The following is a 15,989-nucleotide window of genomic DNA, read 5'->3' on the forward strand; positions in this document are numbered from 1 at the left end:
CCGCAGGTTCAAATCCTGCCCCCGCAACCAACTTTACTTGCGAAAGCCCCGCCACACCGGCGGGGTTTTTGCTTTGCACCGAAAGCGTAAGGATTCCAGCGAGATCGCCGCGCACGTCGATCCCCATCTCGCCGTCCGCCGGCGTCAGTGCGATGTCCTCCACCAGCGTCCTGATGATATCCGCCGCCTCGACGCGCTTTTCCTCGTCCTCGCCCTGCAGTGCGTCGTAGAGGCTCTGGACGCGCGAGCGGTAGCGCTGCGCCATCGAGGGATGCAGAAGCGGCGGAGGTTCGTCAGCCTCTCCGAGGAAGGCTTCGACTTCCTTTTCCGCTGCTCCAGGCCAACCGTCTTCGTATTGATCCTGTCGGCCACGCCCCCTTTGAGGATCAGGTCGAGCAGGGTTTCCAACTCCTGATCAATCTTCTTTATGTCGGCCTCTGCCGCCGCCACGTTGGCGCGACCCTCCATGCGCAAGCGATTGACCTCCTGCGTGAAGACCTCGCAGAACCTCGCGAATAGCGCAGGGTCGACAAGCCGGCTTGCATCATCAGCGATAATGGGACGGCGTTCACCAGCCGGGCCATTTTGCAGTGGGCCGACAAGCCCTCCATCCCGTGACACTATATCGACCCGGGAAAGCCACAGCAGAACGCCTTTATCGAAAGCTTTTATGGCAGCTTGCGCGATGAGCTGTTGAATGAAGAGGTGTTCGATACGCTGGAAAAAGCCCGGCGAAAACTGGCCCTGTGGCAATACGACTACAACAATGTCAGGCCGCACTCATCGCTGGGCAACAAAACGCCGAACGAAATGCGCAGAGAAATGGAAGAGCTTGATGCGGACGTCACCCAGCCACTTGCTCAGGAAAACCACCAAACTACCAATCACTAACCCGCGGACTCTCGAATTAAACGAGGGACGCAAGAGGGGCAGGTCAGTCCGGAAAAGACGCTTGCCGAAATCGGGCCCCGCGGCGATATTCCCGTAAGCTCCGTGAAAAGCCTGCCGCGAATGGGTCTCGTCTGAAGACGGGCGCGGAGGACCTCTATCGATCTTGCCCGCCGCCCGAAACTTCGGACGGCCCCGCCATCCTGTTCCAGCGCTGGTTCATGATGCGGTCGAGCCAGCCGAGACCGGCAAGCGCCAGTCCAAGCCCAATGAGGGAGACGACCCGCAACAGCCCCTCCAGGCCGGAAATATCCACAAGGAAGACCTTCGCGATCGTCAGCCCGGTCGCGGCCATCGCAACCTTGCGCAATGCGTTTGAACGCCGGGAGAAGCTCACAGCAAGCAGGGTTGCACAGACGATTAGCAGCGCGATCGTGTAGCTATAAAGTTCCGGCTGGGTGACGCCGGGCGCTGAAAGATCGGGCCCGTGCCAGAACCGGCGGATTTCGCAAGCGACATAAAAGCCGGCCAGCAGGCTTGCGACGCCGACAAACCCAATCCGCAGCCACCGCTTCAGAGTGCCGATCTTTAACGCGCCGATTGCCAGAACCGCAGCGAGCGGCAGATAGCTGAGCGCAAGGCTATCGAAAATCGGCGGACCCCATACCAGGTTGTTGCGATAAAGCACCGGGTTGGAGATCGTCAGCGGCACGGCAATCAGTATGGCGGCGATGAAGCCGAAAAGCACGGTCAGCGCCAACCTGAACAGCCGCAGCCATCTGCCGGTGATGGGTAGCCGGTTGATCTGGGCCAGCATGGCGACGGCCATGACGGCGGCCAGAAGCCCCGGCTCATCCGGCACCAACCGCTGCAGCACGGCGCAGGCGAAGACGGCGGCGACCGTCCATGTGGTGGTCCCGATGGCCACCTGAACTGACTGACGCGCGCGCGAGACCGTCAGGTGCCATCCGGCATAAAGCAGCACCAGCGTGCCGCCATAGGCTTCAAGCAGCGCCAGCCACGCGGTGTTGCCACGCACCGCCCAGAAAAAGCCGGGATTGGCCACCAGCCGAAAGGCGATGATCGCGAGCGCCACCTTGGTGAAGATGCCGATCAGCGCGAGGTCGAACCGCCGATCGATTGCGATCGTGAGCACGACGACGACGCCGAGCGCCAGTGTGAGCGCCACCTCCGTGAGCACCACGAACAGCGCCAGTGCGAGCATCGAGAGCGCGGCGATGGCGAAAAGGGCTGCGCGCATCTGGCGCCGGTTGCGATCCTCGGCGCGCAAGGTCCGCTCCGTCAGCAGCGCCATGACGACCGATATCGCCAGAAGATGGATGCTCCAGAGATAATCCCCGAAGGCCGCAGCCGGCGACCACAGAAATTCGAAGATGAAAGCGGCCGCCGGGGCAAATGTCGCCGCGCCGAGCGCGAATCCGAAGGCCGCGCGGTCGTCATCCTTGCAGCGGTTCATCCGCCAGAAGGCCATCAGAGATGCCACTGTCGACAGGATCAGCGTCAGGGTGACGAAAGAGAAAGAGCCGGCTGTCGCATCTGCCGGAGGTTGCAGCGCGGCAAGGAAGGTCTCGAACAGCGGGCCGCGCTCGACGACCTGCAGGACGGGCACGGTCAGAAACGCAGCGGCCGGCAGGAAAGGCATGTCCTTCAGCGCTTCCGCACGCCGCATCCATAAAAGCGTCGCCGCGAGGACGAGGGCGATGAGCAGAAAGGCAATATTGGCCTCTGCGGCGGATGGCGCATCGAGGGACAGGAGAAGGCCTGCGACGCTGACGAAGACCGTCATGGCGGCGGCGGCCCGTGCGGGAAAATCGGCGCGCGGCTTGAGACCGGCAATCGTTGCCAGAACCGTCTGGCCCGCATGTGATGGCGTAAAGCTCTGCACTGGCAGGATCACGGCGGCCAGCCAGGAGAGCGCAAGAAAAGCCGTATAGTGGATCAGGCCGCCGGTCGCGAGGTAAAGCCCGGTCGCTGCCGTTGCCGTTGCGATCAGAACGAGTGCGGAGACCCACGCCCAGCGTTTCACGCTGTCGACGGCAAGGCCTGCAATGGCGATGAAGGCGAAATAATAAAAGAACAGCCAGCCGCCGTCGGACTCGCCGCCGACGAGGAAAGGTGCTGCGGTGGCGCCGATAATTCCGACGGCGCTCAGAACCGAGCCGTAAAGCCAGCCGAGCGCGACTGCGAGAATGCTGACGAGAACCAGCCCGGCAAGCGTCGCCTCGGCGGAAACCAATCCATAGAGAAGACGGGCGGCCAGCACGGCGGCAAACAGCGTCACCACCCCCGCGCCCGCAAAGACGGAGGGCAGGTAGCGCGTCGATGGCGTCTGCTCATCGCCAAAGCGGCGGCGGAGCCCTTCGCCGGCACCCACAAGCACCACGCCCAGCAGGAGCGCCCCGACAACCCGCCAGACCGGCGTCAGAAGACCGTTCTCAACACCATACTGCACCATGAAGATACCGCCGAGCGCCAGCGAAAGCGCCGCGAGCGCGATTGTCCAGTTCTGGCGCAGCCATTCACCGAACCGCTGCAGCATTTCTCCGGTAAAGACGAAGGCCCGCGGCGGGCCGCTAGGCGCGGGGGACGCCTTACCGGCGTCAGCCGATCCTTTGTGCTTCGGGGGCGGAGCCGCCGCCTTTTTGCCCGGTCCCGGTACGGCTTCTTCCGGTTCTGCCGTCGCTCTTTCCGGCTCACCGGTTGGGGCGGCAATGCTGGGCTCCTGCCGGTGTTCCAACTGTTCCAGCCGGCTCCGAAGGGCCCGGTGCATGTCCTCTAGCCTCTTCATCCGCTTCCGCATCCCGGCGTTGGACGCGATCAGCGCCAGAACAAGGATGAGAACCAGAAACTCGAAGAACGATGTCATATCAAGGCTTTCCACTTTCACGACGCAATACGGGAGGTCTAGCGCGTCGGCCCGAAAATCGGAATCGATTTTCGGGCCGACGCGTCGATTCAATAGGTTAGAGCGTTCTTTCGTACATCGCCGCTGCATCATGCCTGAGCAGCCGGAGTCAATCGTCTGACTAAAATCTCGGCCGCTCACGGTTGCGCATCGGGGCCTGGCAAACTAATCGGGTGCTCTCAAACAGAAAAAGACTGACAGGCAAAAGGACGCACTTCATGGAAAACGAGAAAAAGCGCAGGCACACCTTCGGACGAACCCTGCTCTGGTCGGTCGCTGGGATTGCCGTGATTGCGGCGGCGGGCGTGTTCGGCGGCAAGGTCGTCCTGGAGAAGACGGTCAGGACCAGTCTCGAAAAGAGCGGAACGCAGGCGGCCTCGATCAATATCGACTTCACGGGGCATGTCCATCTGAACGACGTGACCGTTCCCCTGGAAGAGGGCCAGAGCCTGCGTCTCGCCTCCATGGAGACACGGCCGGAATTCCTGTTTCTCTCCGGCATGATAGACGCAAGGGACATTACCTTTGACGCCGGTCCGATGCATGTATCTGTCCCGAGCATTCTGGTTGAGGATGCCGGCATCAACCGCGCCTTTCTCGCCGCGGCGTCCGGTGAGGCCGATCTGACGCCGGCCGAGCGCGTTCGGCGCTTTTCGGCAGGCCGCGTGACGATGCCGACCATCAATGTCACGCAGAGCCAGTCGGGTGTCGACCAGACCACGACCTATTCGGATGTCGTGCTTGAGGACATCGTCGACGGGCATGTCGGAAGCTATTCCGCAAGCGGCATGACCAGCGACACGGAACTCGCTGCCATTCCGAACGAAGACGGGGATGCGGGGCGGGGAACCGTCAAGCTTTCGGTCGGCGCGATCGAGGGGCAGGACATCGACGGCCCGTTCCTGACGCGGATCTACACCGAAGCGAAGCCGGCCGATGGCGCAAACCCGGCGCAGCAGGTCTACGGTCCGGTCACGGCGAAGGATTTCGTCATGGAGACCGCAGATGGCCGCGTGACCTATGCGGAGATGAAGAGCGATGGCTTTTCCATGCGTCTCGCCGAGGAACCGTTCCTGACCACGCTGGAAAATCTGGAGGCGTTGTCGGCCAATGCGGCGCTGTCGCCGGACGACGAAGAGCGGCTGGGCCTTGAGGCCTTTCTGCTCCTCGAAACGATCGCCAAAGGCGATCTTCAGATTTCCGGCATCGGCCTGACATCGGATGCCGAGCCGGATATGACCTTTGCGATCGGCAGCCTGGCGGTTACCTTCGACGATCTGGTTCTCGGGTTTTCGATGGACGGTCTTGATGTGCGCGGCGGAGACAACGCGTTGGCCGTGAAAAGCGCCTCGTGGACGGACTTCTCGCTAGCCCCCACGCTCGCCGGGATCCGCGAATACCTGAAATCCGGCCCCGGCGAACCGGAAATGGCGTGGAAGACCGCCTTCCTGCCCGCCTTCGGCACCCTGCAGGTGACGGACTATGCGGTCAATCTGAAGCCGGGAACGGACAACGGTTTTGATGTCGAGGAACCGGTCAATGTGGCGGTCAAGGATTTCAGCCTCGCACTCAAAGACCCTGTCAACGGCATTCCGAGCGAAGTGCGCATGATGATCAACGAGCTCAAGCTGAATCTGGCGGAGAACGACGACAATGAGGCGCTCGCCCTGCTGAGGCAACTCGGCTATGAGGAGGTGACTATCTCCGAAAACTTCGCGCTTCGCTGGGACAAGACGAACAATGAGCTGATCGTCGAGGACATCAGCCTCAGCGGGGAAGACATGGGAAGCATCTCGCTTTCCGGCGTGGTCGGCGGTTTCGGGGAAGCGTTCTTCTCCGGCGACACGTCACTGATGCAGGCCGCGCTTTTCGGACTGACGGGCCGTGAGCTGACGCTGAAGCTTGAAAATGAGGGCCTTTTTGCCCGGGGTCTGAAGCTCTACGCCGATCGGAACGGGATGAGCGAGGAACAGGCTGCGCTCACCCTGTCAATGTTGCCCTCGATTGCCGCGCAGACCGTCGGCGAGGGCGATCCCGGCGTTCAGGCCCTGATCGACGCGGTTTCGGCCTTCATCGCCGACCCGAATACGCTGGAAATCGCCATTGCGGCGAAATCCGACCAGGGCATCGGCGCGCCGGCCTTCATGGCCGCGACAATGGATCCGGCAAGCCTTCTGCAACAGGTGGATATCACGGCGCAGGCAGACTGAGCCTTGTGTGGGCAGTCCCCTCTGGGGGCTGTCCAAAAGGCGGCGTTGGGCGCATCGAACGCGGCCTTCGGCACCGGTCCGATGACGCTTGGCCAGCGCCCGCAATCTTCAGGGCTTTTGGCATTATTCCTTGAAATAGCCGCTGTTGTTACGGGCGATGACGGGAAGGTCACGCAGGACGTCCCGCAAATGCGCGCGCATCTCCATTTCCGCCCGTTCGGGATTATGGGCGGAAATGGCTTCGACAATGGCAAAGTGCTGCGCCGGTATGCCCTTGGACGGTTCCTTGCTCAAGGCGAGGAAACGGACGCGGTCGAGTTGCGCCTTCTGAGTTTCGATAACATTCCAGGCAAAGGGCAGTTGTGCACCTTGCGCCAGTGTTTTGTGAAACAGATCGTCCAGCTCCATGAAATCTGAGGCGGCGCGTGCCCGCTCGTCGTCTTGATGTTCGAGTTGGCGATAGAGCGCGTCGATCTGCGGCTTGGTCATCAGCCGCGCGGCCGCGCGCGCGACGTCAGCCTCTATGGCTTCGCGAATGGCCTGAATTTGAAGCACCTTCGAAATTGAAATCTGCGGAACGCTGCTGCCGCTCTTGGGACGGATGTCGAGCATGCCCTGCTCGGCAAGCAGGATGAAGGTCTCGCGCACGGGCTGACGGGATACGTTCAGCGCTTCGGCGACGCCTGCTTCAGAAACCCGGCGCCCGGGGACAAGAAAGTTGCGGATAATGGCGTTGCGCAGCTTTCTATGCACCTGCGGGGCAATGGCCTTGGAAAAATCGACCGGCCCCAGAAAATCAAGACTCGCTTCCGTCATTCTCATCTCCAGCCGCCGTACGACAAAAGGTCGCGGCAATTGTCAACCATACCATTTCTGATTTGAGAAATACCATACCAAAATGTCGATAATGGCTGAAAATCAGCGCAATAATCGCGCATATCCTTCCATACTGCATCAATAATCACGAATGCGTTGCCAATCTTTTCGTTGGGATGAGGGGGCATTCGGCAGAGACTCTCGCGCTTCTCGTGCGGCGGCGCAATGGATCAGGGCAATCGGATCGAACGAAAGTCCTCCAAAATACCATTGATTTTTATGACTTTATTGACATTGCCAATACGCCGGCGCCCGGATACGACCTTTGAGGCTTTTAACATAAGCAGAAGAAAATTCTCGCCCCGGGTAAAAAACGTACTGATAGGCTTTCCCGTGCGGCAGCAGATGTGTTGACACATCATAATGGTATGGTAGTTTCGCCGTGCCGATTGGCTTTGACGTTCTATTCCATTCCGGGAGGTTTGACATGAATTGCCTTACAAGACGTTTCGCTGCGCTGACACTGACAGCAGCGGCCATCTCGCTAACGGGCGGCGCCCAAGCGCAGGAAATCACGGTTCAGGCGCTGGATCAGTATCTCCAGCCCGTTATCGACGCTTTCGAAGCGGAAAATCCGGGAACCAAGGTTAATCTTGAAGTGGTCAGCTATCAGTCGATCGCCGAGAGCCTGCCTGTGCAGCTTGCGTCGGGTGGAGGGCCCGACATTTCGGTGGTAACGGACCTCGGTGGCCTGTCCAAATATTACCTCGATCTCACGCCCTATGTGGACCAGGCCTATTTTGAAGAGCAATTTGGTATGGTACTTGATTGGATGCGCGGCAAAGGCGCCGACCCGAACGGCATCTATGGCCTGCCGGATTCGATCACCGTCACCGGCGGCTTCGTCAACAAGACGCTGTTCGAACAGGCCGGTATCGACCTGCCCGCCGATGATGCGACATGGACGGAGTGGGGCGCGGCCGCCCACGCGGTCGCCGAAGCGACCAATACCGACTTCCCCTTCGAGATGGACCGTTCCGGCCACCGCTTCGCGGCCATGGCCATTTCCTATGGCGCCGAGCTTGTCGACGACGAGGGCATGCCGGTGATCGACGAAGGGCTGCGCAACGCCATCGAGCAGTTTGTCGAATGGCACCGGGACGGCACGATGCCGCTCGACCTCTGGGGTGCGGTCGGCGGTGCGACCATGCGCGACAACTTCACCGATTTCGTCAACGCGACCACGGTTCTCTATTACGGCGGCTCCTGGCAGCTTCGCCGCCTGGATGAAGAGGTCGGCGATTTCTTCGACTGGAAGGTTATCGATTCGCCCTGCGGCGTTGCCGCATGCTCGGCCATGCCCGGCGGCGGCGCGCTGGCCGGCTTCAAGCATACGGACGAGCCTGAGCTGGTCGGCAAGTTCCTGAATTTCGCCGCACGCGACGAGAACCTGCGGACGATGATCTCGTCGGCCGTCAATATTCCGACGGCGCAGTCGATGATCGAATCCGGTATCGAATATCGCGGCGTCTCCGACAAGGTGCAGAGCGCGCTCGATACATTCATCAACCAAATTCCGAAAATGGCGCCGGCGGCCTACCGCTTCCAGGGCTGGCCGTTCCAGCGGGCGATGATGAATTCGCTGACCACGCGCATCAGCCAGGTCATTAACAACGAGATGGATATCGACACGGCGCTCGAGCGCGTCGACCAGGATGTCCGGCTGGCGATCTCCGCGGCTCAGAACTGATACCCATCACGGTCCAGAGGCTGTGGCGGCCGTGCGCCGCCGCAGCCGAAGACGACAACTCCTGAAGGTGACATCGTGGCGAGTGGTACGATCTCAACCATGCTGGGAACGGTGGCTTCGCTGCCGGCCCGTGCAGTCAACCCCTTGTGGAAGTGGCTTCAAAAGACGATCGGCGTCAGACGGCTTCCATGGGCGTTTCTGGCGCCGAATATGGCCAGCGTCCTGTTCTTTTCCCTGCTTCCGGTCTTCATCAATATCTATTATTCGGTAACCGGCAGCGACAATCTGTTTCTGGATGAGCGCCCGTTTGTCGGCGCCTCGAACTATTCCACGCTGCTGGCCTGCCAGAATTATCTCGATCCCGCCACCTGCTCGCGCGATCTGTTCTGGCGCGCGCTCGGCAATCTCATCATGTTCGTTCCGCTACAGGTGATGTTCATGATGGGCGTGGCGCTGATCACGGCGGTTGCGCTCAACGGCAAGATCAGGGCGCGCGGCTTTTTCCGCGGCGTGTTCTTCTTTCCGGTCATGCTGTCGCCGGTGGTGGTGGCGCTCACCTGGCAGTGGATCCTGCAGCGAAACGGTATCCTGAACGGCATTCTCGGGGTCTTCGGCCTGGAGCGCTTCACCTGGCTTGCCGATCCGCACTGGGCGTTTTTCTGGACGATCTTTGTCACCGTCTGGGCGCATTCCGGCTTCTTCATGATCATCCTGCTCGCCGGCCTGCAGTCTATCCCGCAGGACGTCTACGAGGCGGCCAAAATGGACAGGGCATCGCCCTGGCGGGTTTTCACCCGTATCACCGTTCCCATGCTCAGGCCGGTGTTGCTGGTGGTCTTCATTCTCGCCGTCATCCGCTCGGTCCAGACCTTCGATGAGATTTACGTTCTGACCGGCGGCGGCCCCGGCTCGGCCACCATGCTTCTGGTTCAGTATATCTATGAAACGGGCTTTGCCGCGCAGCCGCGCAATTACGGCCTTGCCGCCGCCGCTTCTCTGCTTCTCGGCGCAGCGCTCCTCGTCTTCACGCTCGTTCAGATGAAGCTTTCGGGAGACAGGAAATGACCATGCACGCTTCTTCGCAACCCCGGCGCGGTATCATTCCGTTTCTGACGCGCAAACAGGGGGGCATCAAGGCCACCTGGGGCGACTATGTCACCTATGGCTATCTTCTGCTCGGCGTCGTGGTCATGCTGCTGCCCGTGCTCTGGGTGCTGATCTCGTCGTTCAAGGCGCCGGCCAACCTGTCCGAATATCCGCCGACGGTTCTGCCGCAGACGATCCAGGCAATGCAGGTCAAAGGCTATGACGAGCCCTTGCCGCTGTTCGAGGTCACCCAGGAAGACGGGTCGGTCAAGCAGATGGCGCAGATCCGCCGTCTCGGCATCAAGGCCCAGATGGTGGATCCGGAAAATCCGGAAGCCGGTCGGGTGACCGTCGATGTCAATGACGCGGCGCCGGTCCGACAGTTTCACCTGGCCTTCGAGAACTACCGCGAACTGCTGGAAACCTCCGGCGGCAATATCTGGCTGAACATCTACAACTCTGCCTTCATCACCGTGGTTGCCACGATCATCACCCTGGTGATGAACTCCATGGCCGCCTTCGCGCTGTCGAAGTACAAGTTCACCGGCTCGACCGTGGCGCTTGTCGCCATCATCGCGACGCTGATGGTGCCGCCGACCGTCATTCTCGTTCCGACCTATCTGATCGTCTCCGAACTCGGGCTGGTCAACAATCTGTGGGGCGTCATCCTGCCGACGGTGGCCACGCCGACAGGCGTGTTCCTGCTGCGCCAGTATATGCTCACCATTCCCGACGAGCTTCTCGAGGCGGCGCGCATGGACCACGCGTCCGAATGGCAGATCTACTGGCGGATCGTGTTGCCGCTCTCGACACCGGCACTGGCCGTCGTGGCCGTGTTCTCGGTGATGAGCCGCTGGAACGACTTCCTGCTGCCCCTGATCGTGCTCAACCGTCCCGAAGTTCACACATTGCAGCTCGCCCTTGCGGGTTTCCAGACCGAAAATGGCATTGTCTGGCACCTGCTGCTGGCAATGACGACCCTGACCGCGCTTCCGCTGGCCTGCGCCTTCCTGTTCCTGCAGCGCTATATCACCGCCGGCATCGCGTCCTCGGGCGTCAAGTAAAAGGCTACCACCGATGGCTAATCTCAAACTCAAGAACCTCAACAAGACCTTCGGCGCCGTCAAGGTCATTCCGAATGTCGATCTCGAGATCGAGGACGGCGAGTTCGTCGTCTTCGTCGGCCCTTCGGGCTGCGGAAAATCGACACTTCTGCGCATGATCGCCGGCCTTGAAACCGCGACCTCCGGCGACATTCTGATCGATGAAAAAAGCGTCGTGCGCACGCCGGCGGCCGATCGCGGCGTTTCCATGGTGTTCCAGTCCTATGCGCTCTATCCGCACATGACGGTGCGGCAGAACCTCAGCTTCGGGCTCGAAAATATCGGCATGCCGAAAGCGGAAATCGAACAGCGTATCCAGTCGGCGTCGAAGCTGCTGCAGATCGACGAGCTTTTGAACCGGCGGCCCACACAGCTTTCCGGCGGGCAGCGGCAGCGCGTGGCCATCGGCCGCTCGATCGTGCGCGAGCCGAAAATCTTCCTGTTCGACGAACCGCTGTCGAACCTCGACGCCGAACTGCGCGTCGTCATGCGTTTCGAGATCAATGCGCTCCACGAGCGGCTTGGCAACACCATGATCTACGTGACCCACGACCAGATCGAAGCCATGACCATGGCCGACAAGATCGTGGTTCTGCGCAAGGGCAATATCGAGCAGGTCGGGGCCCCGCTGGACCTCTACAATCACCCGAACAACAAGTTCGTGGCCGGTTTCATCGGCTCGCCGCGGATGAATTTCCTCGAGGGCCGCATCGTTCACGTCGGCGACGGCGAACTCACCTTCGGGTCCTCGAAACTCGGCAACATCACCTTTGCGGCCTCGCAATTGCCGGTCAGCGAAGGCCAGGACGTCAGTTTCGGTATTCGTCCTGAAGATCTGGAGGTCGTCGGTGACGACAGCACCGGCTGGCGGTTCGCCGTCTCCATTGCCGAACAGCACGGCCGCGATACTTACCTTCATGGTAAGCTGGAAGACGGCACTGAGATCCTGGTGCACAAGCCCGGCCAGTTCGTAACGCGGCGCGGTGACGTGCTCGTCGTCCGGCCGCGCGAGGGCGCATGGCACCTCTTCGATAAAAACGAGCAGGCGATCCGATGACAGACAGCATGATCACCAATCCCATTCTGCCCGGGTTCAATCCGGACCCTTCGATCTGCCGTGTCGGCGATGACTACTATATCGCCACCTCGACCTTCGAATGGTATCCCGGCGTGCAGATCCACCATTCACGCGACCTGGCCAACTGGACGCTTGTCAGCCGCCCGCTGGCGCGCGCCGATCTGCTCGACATGCGCGGCAACCCCGACAGCTGCGGCATCTGGGCGCCATGTCTGACCCATGCCGATGGCCTGTTCTGGCTGATCTACACGGATGTCAAACGGCTTTCCGGCAGCTTCAAGGATGCGCCGAACTATCTGACGACCGCGCCCTCGATCACCGGCCCGTGGTCGCAGCGCGTCTATCTGAATTCCAGCGGCTTCGATCCATCGCTGTTTCACGCGCCGGACGGCAGGAAATATCTCGTCAACATGCTGTGGGACCATCGCCAGACCGGTCATGGCGACCAGTTTGCCGGCATCGTCCTGCAGGAATACAGCACCGCCGAGAAAAAGCTGGTCGGTCCGGTTCACAACATCTTCAAGGGCACCGACCGGAAGCTCACCGAAGCGCCGCATCTCTATTTCCGCGACGGCTGGTATTACCTGATGACGGCCGAAGGCGGAACCGGCTACGACCACGCCGTGACGCTGGCCCGCTCCCGCGATCTGCTCGGCCCTTACGAAGTGCATCCGAACAAGCATGTGCTGACCACGGCCTTTGCGCCGGACGCGCCTTTGCAGCGCTGCGGCCATGCCGATATCGTCGAGACGGCCGCAGGCGAGACCTATATGGTTCACCTCTGCTCCCGTCCGATTACCGTCGACAGTGCGGCGGGTCGCGCCGAGGCACGACGCGACCTGCCGGGGTCCAATGCAATCGAACGGCGTTCGCCGCTTGGTCGCGAGACCGCGATCCAGAAGGTGGAATGGCGGGACGACGGGTGGCTTTATCTTTCGGAAGGCGGTCTGCATCCGACCTCCATTCACACGCCGCGGCCTCAGGGCATTATGACGGCCGCGCCCGTGCAGGAAGCGGTGCGCACGACCTTCGCTCCCGGCCCCCTGCCACCGGCGTTCCAGTGGCTGCGCAGCCCCGAGCCGGAGCGGCTGTTCTCGCTCGACGCCAATCCGGGTCACCTTCGCATCTACGGTCGCCAGTCGCCCGGCACCATGTTCGAGCAGGCGCTTCTCGCACGGCGTCAGACGGCCCATCGCTATCGCGCCGCCACGCGCATCGATTATGAGCCGCGCGACTTCCAGAGTTTTGCCGGGCTGATGTGCTGGTACAATCAGTGCCAGTATCATTTCCTCAGCATTACCCGTGAAGACGACGGCAGCCGGGCGCTCCGGATCATGTCCGCGCTCGGCGACTTTCCCTTCGGCAAGGCCGTCTTCTCCGGTGAGCCCGTGCGGCTGCCGGAAGGACCGGTCGAGCTGCAGGCCACGGTCGATATGACGGATCTGCAGTTTAGCTGGCGGGTTCCCGATGGCGACTGGCAGGCGGTCGGTCCCGTACTGGATGCGACCATCCTGTCGGATGAGGCCGGTGTCGGCGAGGGCAACAACTTCACCGGCGCTTTCGTCGGCATGGCCGCCTACGACATCAGCGGCCAGGGCCATGCCGCCGATTTTGAATGGTTTGACTACGAAATGCCGGGCTAGGCGCTCCTCCCTGACGCCTTCCTGAAAACCGCAGACAGACCCGACTTTGGCGCCAAGCGCCGAAGACGGGCGAGGCTTGCTCCCTGAAATACGGATGACGCTGAAAGCGGCCCATCACCGGCCCGCGTCACCCGGTCCCGACGGTAATAAATCGATGAACATCCTGCTATCGCATCTGCTCACGCTGGAAGCGGCCAAATCCGGCCAAAACTGCGCCGCATCGGCTGTCGACGAAGATGGTTATGATCTCTGGCTGCGCTACCGCCCGCTCGCTGAGCCCCGCCGGAGTGCGGTGGAAAAGGCCGTCCGTGCCTTCGTTCTCGGCGCTGCAAGTCCGACGATGACGGCTGCCCGGGAAGAACTGGAGCGCGCCTTCTTCGCGATGCTGGTCAAATGCGTTCCGGTTCTCGACGACGGCGCGATCTGCGACGGCGCCGTCCTTGCCGGAACGCCTGAAAACCTGCCCTTGATCTCCGCTCTGGACCTGCCGCTTTCTGATCTTGGCAAGGAAGGCTATTGCGTTTCCAGCCTGACCCATGACGGCAAGCGCGTCACGGCCATCGCCGCCAACACCGATATTGGCGTGCTCTATGGCTGCTTCGCCTTCCTGCGTCACATCCAGACGGGCGGCGATCCGGCAAAGGTCGACCTTGCCGCCGCGCCGAAACTCGACCTCAGGCTTCTCAATCACTGGGACAATCTCGATGGCTCGGTCGAGCGCGGCTATGCCGGCTATTCCATCTGGGACTGGTGGACGCTGCCCGATTACGTCAACAAGCGCTATATCGATTATGCCCGCGTCAACGCCTCTATCGGCCTCAACGGCACGGTGCTGAACAATGTGAATGCCGCACCGGACATTTTAAGCGACTTCTATCTCGAGAAGGCCGCGAAGCTTGCGGATGTGTTCCGGCCTTACGGGCTGAAGGTGTTCCTTTCGGTCAATTTCGCCTCCCCTTCGGCCCTGGGCGAACTGGCAACATCGGACCCCGCCGATCCCGCCGTTAAGCAATGGTGGAAGGACAAGACGCGCGACGTCTATCGCTGGATACCCGATTTCGGCGGCTTTCTGGTCAAGGCCAATTCGGAAGGCCAGCCCGGTCCCGGCGATTATGGCCGCAGCCATGCCGAAGGCGCCAACATGCTGGCGGATGCGCTTGCGCCGCATGGCGGCATCCTGATCTGGCGTTCTTTCGTCTATGCGTCGGATCCCGGCACGGACCGCGCCACCGAAGCGCTGAGCGAGTTCAAGCCGCTTGACGGCACATTCCGCAACAATGTCCTGCTGCAGGTCAAGAACGGGCCGATCGACTTTCAGCCACGGGAGCCGGTCTCGCCCTCCTTCGGTCAGATCACCGAAACGCCGCTGGTCATGGAATTCCAGATCACCAAGGAATATCTCGGCCAGACCGCGCATCTGGCCTATCTGGGGCCGGCCTTCGAGGAGGTGCTGAAATTCGACACCCATGCGCGCGGACCGGGTTCAACCGTCAGCAGAATTCTCAAGGGCGAGATCTTCCCGCAAAAGGTAACGGGGATTGCCGCGGTGGCCAATATCGGAACCGACCGCGACTGGACCGGCGGCACGTTCAACCAGGCCAACTGGTACGTCTTCGGACGCATGGCATGGGACCCCGACGAAACGGCCGCCGCCATTGCCGAGGACTGGGTGAAGATGACCTTTACCGACGAGGCGGGTTTCGTCCGCACCGTCGTCGACATGATGATCGGCTCTCACGAGACGCTGGTGAACTACATGATGCCCTATGGCCTGCACCATCAGGTGGCAACCAGCCACCATTACGGCCCGGGACCGTGGGTGAGCGAGCTGGACCGGCCGGAGTGGAACCCGACCTATTATAACCGCGCGGATGAAAATGGCATCGGCTTCAACCGGCTTGCGAACGGAAGCAACGCCGTTGCCCAGTACAGCCCCGAGGTTGCGGCCAAGTTTGCCGACCCGCATGCCTTCGGAGAGCGCTATCTGCTCTGGTTCCACCATGTCCCGTGGGACTTTCCGCTCACCTGCGGAAAGACGCTTTGGGAAGGTCTTGCAGCGCGCTACGACAAGGGCGTGGAAGGCGTTGCCCAGATGATCGCTTCCTGGGAAAGCCTGCGCCCGCAGGTGGACAGCCAGCGTTTCGAGCAGGTGCGCGCCTTTCTAAAGATCCAGCATCGCGAGGCGCAATGGTGGCGGGACGCCTGCCTCGCCTATTTTTCCGCCACGTCCGGTCGTCCCCTGCCGGAGGGCCATGCCGAGCCGGCGCATACGCTCGAATATTATCGCAGTATTCACTTCCGCTTTGCGCCGGGTGATCCGGCATAAGCGCGAAGCGGACGGAAACCTGTATTTTTCCCACGCGAAGACACCGGTGACGCCCTGTCACCGGTGTCTTTTCGTGTTTAGGCCGTTTGTCCGGCAACAGTCCGGAATATCGTCAGCGGGATCGAAGCTGTCGTCCCTTGCCGTTGGGATGAAATAGACAAGA

At 61.3% G+C, this 15,989-nt stretch carries 9 protein-coding genes and 2 pseudogenes; 8 read left to right on the plus strand and 3 right to left on the minus strand.

The window, feature by feature from the left end; genetic code table 11:
* Positions 1-265, minus strand: a pseudogene (locus tag FF124_RS20630) (recombinase family protein); the annotation flags it as partial.
* A 266-nt stretch (positions 266-531) separates the two neighbouring features.
* Here FF124_RS20630 and FF124_RS17485 point away from each other — a divergent pair.
* Positions 532-891, plus strand: a pseudogene (locus FF124_RS17485) (integrase core domain-containing protein); the annotation flags it as partial.
* A gap of 154 nt (positions 892-1,045) precedes the next feature.
* Here FF124_RS17485 and FF124_RS17490 read toward each other — a convergent pair.
* On the minus strand, positions 1,046-3,448 hold the full coding sequence (locus FF124_RS17490; RefSeq protein ID WP_187326989.1) for a DUF2339 domain-containing protein: 2,403 nt from the start codon (positions 3,446-3,448) through the stop codon (positions 1,046-1,048).
* 584 nt (positions 3,449-4,032) lie between these two features.
* Between FF124_RS17490 and FF124_RS17495 the strand changes: the two genes are divergently transcribed.
* On the plus strand, positions 4,033-6,024 hold the full coding sequence (locus FF124_RS17495) for a hypothetical protein (protein ID WP_138749778.1): 1,992 nt from the start codon (positions 4,033-4,035) through the stop codon (positions 6,022-6,024).
* Positions 6,025-6,147: 123 nt separating this feature from the next.
* On the opposite strand, the gene FF124_RS17500 is transcribed toward FF124_RS17495, so the two are convergent.
* Positions 6,148-6,840 carry a GntR family transcriptional regulator gene (locus FF124_RS17500; RefSeq protein ID WP_187326990.1) on the minus strand — a complete coding sequence of 231 codons (693 nt, stop codon included), beginning with the start codon at positions 6,838-6,840 and terminating at the stop codon, positions 6,148-6,150.
* A gap of 487 nt (positions 6,841-7,327) precedes the next feature.
* Between FF124_RS17500 and FF124_RS17505 the strand changes: the two genes are divergently transcribed.
* The 6 genes from FF124_RS17505 to FF124_RS17530 all read left to right on the plus strand — a co-directional run bounded on the left by FF124_RS17505 (position 7,328) and on the right by FF124_RS17530 (position 15,826).
* On the plus strand, positions 7,328-8,590 hold the full coding sequence (locus FF124_RS17505; protein ID WP_138749780.1) for an ABC transporter substrate-binding protein: 1,263 nt from the start codon (positions 7,328-7,330) through the stop codon (positions 8,588-8,590).
* A gap of 99 nt (positions 8,591-8,689) precedes the next feature.
* Positions 8,690-9,655: a carbohydrate ABC transporter permease gene (locus FF124_RS17510; protein WP_138749961.1), complete on the plus strand. Its 966-nt coding sequence runs from the start codon at positions 8,690-8,692 to the stop codon at positions 9,653-9,655.
* 2 nt (positions 9,656-9,657) lie between these two features.
* Complete coding sequence (locus tag FF124_RS17515) at positions 9,658-10,740, plus strand: carbohydrate ABC transporter permease (RefSeq protein WP_210237502.1); 1,083 nt, start codon at positions 9,658-9,660, stop codon at positions 10,738-10,740.
* Positions 10,741-10,753: 13 nt separating this feature from the next.
* The gene (locus FF124_RS17520; protein ID WP_138749782.1) at positions 10,754-11,836 is read left to right on the plus strand and encodes an ABC transporter ATP-binding protein; all 1,083 of its coding nucleotides are present in this window, start codon (positions 10,754-10,756) and stop codon (positions 11,834-11,836) included.
* Positions 11,833-13,500 (plus strand): glycoside hydrolase family 43 protein, encoded by a 1,668-nt coding sequence (locus FF124_RS17525; RefSeq protein ID WP_138749783.1) that lies wholly within the window; start codon positions 11,833-11,835, stop codon positions 13,498-13,500. Before FF124_RS17520 ends, FF124_RS17525 begins: the two co-directional genes overlap by 4 nt.
* 154 nt (positions 13,501-13,654) lie before the next feature.
* Complete coding sequence (locus FF124_RS17530) at positions 13,655-15,826, plus strand: alpha-glucuronidase family glycosyl hydrolase (protein WP_138749784.1); 2,172 nt, start codon at positions 13,655-13,657, stop codon at positions 15,824-15,826.
* Positions 15,827-15,989: the final 163 nt, after the last annotated feature.

It is taken from the genome of Martelella lutilitoris, from assembly GCF_005924265.1.
Lineage (GTDB): Bacteria > Pseudomonadota > Alphaproteobacteria > Rhizobiales > Rhizobiaceae > Martelella > Martelella lutilitoris.